6 protein-coding genes and 1 rRNA gene are annotated in these 6719 nt (G+C 41.2%); 5 read left to right on the forward strand and 2 right to left on the reverse strand.

Annotated features, from left to right (window positions below; all coding sequences use genetic code 11):
* From rbsC to rbsR, 4 genes are all read left to right on the forward strand, one after another.
* Positions 1–972, forward strand: coding sequence for a ribose ABC transporter permease (gene rbsC, locus ACGF63_RS19985; protein WP_152964090.1), 972 nt, complete (start codon positions 1–3; stop codon positions 970–972).
* Between the two features lie 24 nt (positions 973–996).
* Positions 997–1887 (forward strand): ribose ABC transporter substrate-binding protein RbsB, encoded by an 891-nt coding sequence (gene rbsB, locus ACGF63_RS19990; protein WP_036845247.1) that lies wholly within the window; start codon positions 997–999, stop codon positions 1885–1887.
* 62 nt (positions 1888–1949) lie between these two features.
* The gene (gene rbsK / locus ACGF63_RS19995) at positions 1950–2879 is read left to right on the forward strand and encodes a ribokinase (RefSeq protein ID WP_387632806.1); all 930 of its coding nucleotides are present in this window, start codon (positions 1950–1952) and stop codon (positions 2877–2879) included.
* A gap of 2 nt (positions 2880–2881) precedes the next feature.
* Entirely contained in the window at positions 2882–3883 is a 1002-nt protein-coding gene (gene rbsR, locus ACGF63_RS20000) for a ribose operon transcriptional repressor RbsR (protein ID WP_387632808.1), read from the forward strand.
* On the opposite strand, the gene mdtD is transcribed toward rbsR, so the two are convergent.
* Together mdtD and ACGF63_RS20010 are read right to left on the reverse strand one after the other, a co-directional pair.
* Complete coding sequence (mdtD, locus tag ACGF63_RS20005; protein ID WP_132353481.1) at positions 3880–5277, reverse strand: multidrug transporter subunit MdtD; 1398 nt, start codon at positions 5275–5277, stop codon at positions 3880–3882. The genes rbsR and mdtD overlap by 4 nt on opposite strands.
* 68 nt (positions 5278–5345) lie before the next feature.
* Positions 5346–6035, reverse strand: coding sequence for a FadR/GntR family transcriptional regulator (locus tag ACGF63_RS20010; RefSeq protein WP_036845236.1), 690 nt, complete (start codon positions 6033–6035; stop codon positions 5346–5348).
* A 460-nt stretch (positions 6036–6495) separates the two neighbouring features.
* Between ACGF63_RS20010 and ACGF63_RS20015 the strand changes: the two genes are divergently transcribed.
* Positions 6496–6719 (forward strand): 16S ribosomal RNA (locus ACGF63_RS20015); the annotation flags it as partial.

The raw sequence follows: 6719 nt of genomic DNA on the forward strand, positions 1-6719 counted from the left end.
ATGAATTCGAACATATCACCGACATCTAAGCGTTGGTTTACTAAAGAGTGGTTACTGAAGCAAAAGTCATTGATTGCGTTGTTAGTATTGATAGCCGTAGTTTCTTCTCTTAGCCCAAATTTTTTCACGTTAAATAACTTGTTTAATATTCTGCAACAGACATCAGTCAATGCCATTATGGCAGTTGGGATGACATTGGTTATTTTAACATCGGGTATTGATCTGTCTGTTGGTTCATTGCTTGCATTAACAGGCGCAGTAGCCGCTTCATTGGTTGGTATGGAAGTTAATGCGCTGGTGGCTGTAGTGGGGGCTTTGGCTTTAGGTACTGCGATCGGTGCTTGTACAGGAATAATCATTGCTAAAGGTAAAGTACAGGCTTTTATTGCCACTTTGGTCATGATGTTATTACTTCGTGGAATAACCCGCGTCTATACTGATGGTAGCCCAATAAATACAGGATTCAGTAATAATGCGGATCTGTTTGGCTGGTTTGGTATTGGTCGCCCATTGGGAATTCCTACTCCAATATGGCTGATGTTGATCGTTTTTGTTATTGCATGGTATCTCCTGCACCACACCCGCTTAGGTCGTTATATTTATGCTCTGGGTGGTAATGAATCGGCTACCCGTTTGTCTGGTATCAGTGTCGATAAAATCAAGATTATCGTTTACGCCTTATGCGGTTTACTGACGGCATTAGCAAGTATTATTGAAGTGGCCCGTCTTTCTTCGGCTCAACCAATGGCGGGGAGTGGTTATGAATTGGATGCTATTGCTGCTGTCGTTTTGGGCGGAACCCGTCTGGCTGGTGGTAAGGGATTAATTACGGGGACTTTGATTGGTGCGCTAATCCTCGGTTTTTTAAATAATGGCTTAAATTTATTAGGTATTTCTTCTAACTACCAGATGATTGTTAAAGCAAGTGTAATATTGCTGGCAGTTCTGGTTGATAACAAAAGTGGTAAATAACCTCATCCTACAGGAAATAATATAATGAGAATGAAGAAATTAGTCACAATTTTATCTGCTGTTGTACTAGGCGCGACTATAAGTGTAAATGCGTTAGCGAAAGATACTATCGCGCTAGTCATTTCTACACTAAATAATCCATTTTTTGTCTCCATGAAAGAGAGTGCTCAAAAAGAGGCGGATAAGTTGGGCTATAACCTAATTGTATTGGATTCTCAGGATAATCCAGCGAAAGAACTAGCTAATGTTCAGGATTTGACGGTACGTGGTACTAAACTAATGCTGATTAACCCAACTGATTCTGATGCTGTAGGTAATGCCATTATCATAGCTAACAATGCGAAAATTCCAGTAATTACTCTCGATCGGATAGCGAATAAAGGTACGGTTGTCAGCCATATTGCTTCTGATAACCGCCTAGGTGGTAAAATAGCGGGTGATTTTATTGCTGAAAAATTAGGGAATGAAGCCAACATTATTCAGTTAGAAGGTATTACTGGTACTTCTGCTGTCCGTGAACGTGGTGAAGGATTTAATAAAGCAGTACAAGAACATAAGCTTAATGTGCTGGCTAGTCAGCCCGCTGATTTTGACCGTACTAAGGGTTTGAATGTTATGCAGAACTTACTGACAGCTCATCCGGCTATACAAGCTGTATTTGCTCAGAATGATGAGATGGCGTTGGGGGCTCTGCGTGCTTTACAGACAGCAGGTAAAAGAGATGTATTAGTTGTTGGTTTTGATGGCACGGCAGAGGGTATCAAAGCTGTTCAAGGTGGGAAATTAGGCGCGACAATCGCTCAGCGTCCTGATCAGATTGGTATCATTGGCATTCAGACAGCGGACAAGGTGCTGAAAGGCAAAAAAGTTGATGCTGTTATTCCTGTAGAACTGGAGCTGGTTATTAAAAAATAAATCGGTATTACTGTGCTGTTGCTAATTGATGGTAACGGCATAATGGAAAAGGAATAGATTTAATGGGTACAGCAAAACTTGCAGTGCTTGGCAGCATTAATGCTGACCATATTTTGAATCTTGAATCGTTCCCTCGTCCGGGTGAAACGGTGATCGGGAAACAATACCAGATTGCTTTTGGTGGTAAAGGTGCTAATCAGGCGGTAGCAGCAGGTCGCAGTGGTGCTGATATTGCATTTATTGCTTGTGTCGGTGAGGACGATATTGGTTCCCGTATCTGCCAGCAATTAGCAATGGATAATATTAAAACTTCTGGCATTGAAGTTATCGAAGGGGAAACAACCGGTGTAGCGTTGATTTTCGTTAATCAGCAAGGTGAAAATGTGATTGGTATCAATACGGGGGCTAATGCTGCACTGACACCGAAATATTTCTATCGCTACCAAAATATTATTGAAGAGGCGGATGCATTATTAATGCAACTTGAGTCTCCATTGGAAACTGTACAACTTGCCGCAGAGATAGCTAAAAAAAATGATACGAAAGTAATACTTAATCCGGCACCGGCACAAAAATTATCTGATCAACTGCTCTCGCTGGTGGATATTATTACTCCGAATGAAACTGAAGCTGAATACCTGACTGGAATTACAGTAAACGATGATTCAGGTGCGGAAAAAGCGGCTCAGATATTGCACGATAAAGGTATTGAAACAGTTATTATCACATTGGGTAGCCGTGGTGTATGGTTGAGTGAAAAAGGTCAGAAAGGAGAAGTTGTTCCGGGATTTAAAGTTAAAGTTGTAGATACTATTGCGGCGGGAGATACTTTTAATGGCGCGTTTGTGACAGCTTTGCTGGAAGGAAAAGCAATGTTATCTGCGGTACGGTTTGCCCACTCTGCTGCTGCAATAGCGGTAACCCGTCAGGGAGCTCAACCTTCTGTCCCGTGGCGAAATGAAATTGATGCATTTTTAACTGAACAGGACTGACTGTGGCTACAATGAAAGATGTTGCTCGTTTTGCAGGCGTCTCCACATCAACAGTGTCTCATGTTATTAATAATAACCGTTATGTCAGTGATGGTGTAAAAAAGAAAGTTAATGATGCTATTGAGCAATTAAATTATGCGCCATCAGCGCTTGCACGAAGTCTTAAAATCAAGCAGACAAAAACCATTGGTATGTTGGTAACAACCAGTAATAACCCTTTTTATGCTGAAATTGTAAGAGGGGTTGAAAGAAGCTGTTATGAACGTGGTTACAGCCTTATCTTGTGTAATACAGAAGGTGATACTAAACGAATGGATTACAGCATGGAAACGTTGCTGCAAAAGCGGGTAGATGGGGTGTTGATCATGTGTACTGAGAACCAACACAATTCCTGTGATGTTTTGCGCCGTTATCCCCCTTTGCCGATGGTTATGATGGATTGGTCTCCATTTGATATTGTTAGCGATGTAATTCAGGACAACTCCTTGTTGGGAGGAGAGATGGCCACTAATTACCTTATTAGCTGTGGTTTTAAGAAAATAGCCTGTATTGCAGGTCCACAAGATAAAACGCCTGCTAGTCATCGGTTGGAAGGATATAAAAAGGCAATGGCAGATGCTGGCCTTGTTATTCCTGAAGGATATGAAATTCATAGTGATTTTGAATTTGCTGGTGGTTTTAAATCAATGCAGGAATTACTACAACATCCAGAACTGCCTGAAGCTGTTTTTGCTGGCAATGATGCAATGGCTGTTGGTGCTTATCAGGCTCTTTACCGAGCAGGGCTTTCCGTGCCGGATGATATCTCGATCATTGGTTATGATGATATCGACCTGGCCCCTTATATGATCCCACCGTTGACAACCATTCATCAGCCAAAAGATGAATTGGGAAAATTGGCTGTTGATACTTTGCTTTATCGGATGGATAACCCGGAGAGTGATCCTAAGTTGTTAGTATTAACTCCAACATTGATTGAGCGTAATTCAGTTTCCCGTTCTTAAGTACTCTGTTTCTTATCCTTGATCATATTATCTCCATCTTCCTTATGTAATAACAGGAAGGTGGAAGAAGAGAGTAAAGTGATTATTCCCACTGTAATAAAAGTGTTTTGGAAATTATCGACTGTTGTTCCATAAGGTATAGACTCATAGAAACGGAGGATAGCCGCACTTGCTGCAACACCGAAACTAATAGATAACTGTTGAGTTACCGCTAATAAACTATTTCCTGAGCTGGCATTATTATCGGTCAGATCAGCCAGAGTAATGGTATTCATCGAAGTAAATTGAATGGATACTGCCATACCTAGTAAAAATAGTGGGATAACTAAAAGAACAACGGACATTTCTGGTGATTGCAGTGAAAATTGGGAAATCATTAATCCGATGATGACTGTTATGCTAACCAGAGTTTTACGATAACCGAAACGTGTTAATACATTAGTAACAAAAGATTTAGCTATAACAGAACCGATAGCTGTTGGTGCCATCGCCATCCCGGCAAGGATTGCTGAATAACCAAAACCAACTTGTAGCATCAGAGGCATCAGAAAAGGAATACACCCAGTTCCCAGGCGCGTAGCAATATTACCGATAATACCGATAGAAAATGTGCGAGTACGGAATAACTTCAGACTGATAAGTGGTTGAGGGTGTTTTCTGGCATGCATCAGGTAGCTAAATAATATCATAAAACCGCCGACCATCACTATGAGAGGTATATAGCTTGGTAACGAACTCTCCCCCAGTAAATCTAAGCTAACGGAAACCATGACTAAACTCAGTCCAAAAAGTATGAAACCGAAAAAGTCGAATGAACGCTTTGGCATTGTGAAATTAGGCATATGCTTTTTAGCATAAATAATCCCCAATAAACCAATTGGAATATTGATAATAAATATCCAATGCCAGGTAGCATAAGTGACTAGTAACCCACCAAGCATAGGACCAAGAATTGGCCCTACTAATCCTGGCATGGTGACAAAATTCATAACGGGTAAAAGTTCACTGCGTGGGTATGCGCGTAATAAGGCAAGGCGGGCTACCGGCATCATCATTGCACCACCAATTCCCTGAATTACACGGGAAATAACCAGAAAAGCCAAATTACCTGACAAAGCACAGGCTAGAGAGCCTAAAGAAAATAAGGACACAGCAAAAATAAATACCCGGCGGGTACCAAAACGATCTGCTAGCCAGCCACTGACTGGAATTAGCAAAGCAACAGTCAGAGTATAGCTGACAACAGCAGATTGCATTGCCAGAGGTGAGTGTTCGAGGCTTTCAGCAATAGCGGGCAATGCTGTGTTGAGAATTGTTGCATCTAAAGCTTGCATAAAAAAAGCTATTGCAGCAATCCAGGGTAGCCCCGCCATATTACGAGCGGTTTTTACCATTAATCGTCCTGCTGTATTTATAAACCAATGTTTGATTAGATATTAATCTAACACATTACTATATAAGATCATTCATGCTCTGTTAATAACTTTTGGCAAGCGAGAAGTGCTCTGCGACTGTCACCTTTGATGATTGAATCAACAATTGTTTTATGATCTTCCAGTTGCACAACTTTGTCGGAAATAATAGCTTCGAAATAGTTCTGATAAACTGGACGAAATAAGTTGGCAAAGGAACCTAAAAATGGGTTTCCACAGGATTTATAAATGGTGTGGTGAAACTGGTAATCAATATCTATCCATTTTTCCCGGTTGAAATTTTCTTTCAACAGATACATTTCATCTATTAGTTGTAAAAGCTGCTTCTTTTGTTCTTGTGTGGCATTTTTTGCAGCAAGAAAGCAAGCTTGTGGTTCTATTGCCAATCTCACTATATGGAAGTGTTCAATCACCTGGTTAAGATTATCACGATTCATCCACCACTTTAATAAATCCTGATCAAGGAAATTCCAGTGCATAGTTGGCATGATGCGAGTACCAATACGTGGGCGAGGTAATAGCATACCTTTGGCTGCAAGTATTTTTATCGCTTCGCGAACAGAGGTCCTGCTGACGTTGAACTGTTCAGCGAGTTCTATTTCACCAGGGAGGATGGTTTCAGTTTTATATTCACCAGACAAAATCTGTTGTCCGATTTTTTCAGCTAAAAGATAAGAAAGGTTTTTCTGGGAAGCTTTTCTTTGTTCTTTAAATTGCATAGTAGATTTGAACCTTTTCCCGAATTTATCCATTTATACTACTTTAGTTTGGGAATAATTACTGTCGATGACATCCGTTTTTGTGTAAAAAAAAACCAAAAATACACATTTTGTTGAAAAAAACTGCGAACGACAGTTTTTTTTAATTAAACGCTTGCCAGCGCCAAAGAACCCCCTATAATGCGCCACCACTGACCGACACAACGCTGACAAAACGTGTGAGGCCAGGCAGGGCAACGTGAATAAGCGCTTGACTCTGCGGGCGAAAAGCGTAATATACGCAGCCCGGCTGAACCAGAATATTAATTTTTATTTCAGCCTGCTCTTTAACAATTAATCAGACAATCTGTGTGGGCACTCACAAGACCGTATCACAAAAGAAATACACTAAAGTCTTGAAGAGTGAACAACAGTGAATTCATTACGAATGAACAGTCAGTTTCTTTGAGCATCAAGCTTTTAATAGAAGAGTTTGATCATGGCTCAGATTGAACGCTGGCGGCAGGCCTAACACATGCAAGTCGAGCGGTAACAGGAAAGTGCCTGCACTTTTGCTGACGAGCGGCGGACGGGTGAGTAATGTCTGGGGATCTGCCCGATGGCGGGGGATAACCACTGGAAACGGTGGCTAATACCGCATAATGTCGCAAGACCAAAGTGGGGGACCTTCGGGCCTCACGCCAT

This window comes from Photorhabdus sp. RM322S, from assembly GCF_042879395.1.
Lineage (GTDB): Bacteria > Pseudomonadota > Gammaproteobacteria > Enterobacterales > Enterobacteriaceae > Photorhabdus > Photorhabdus khanii.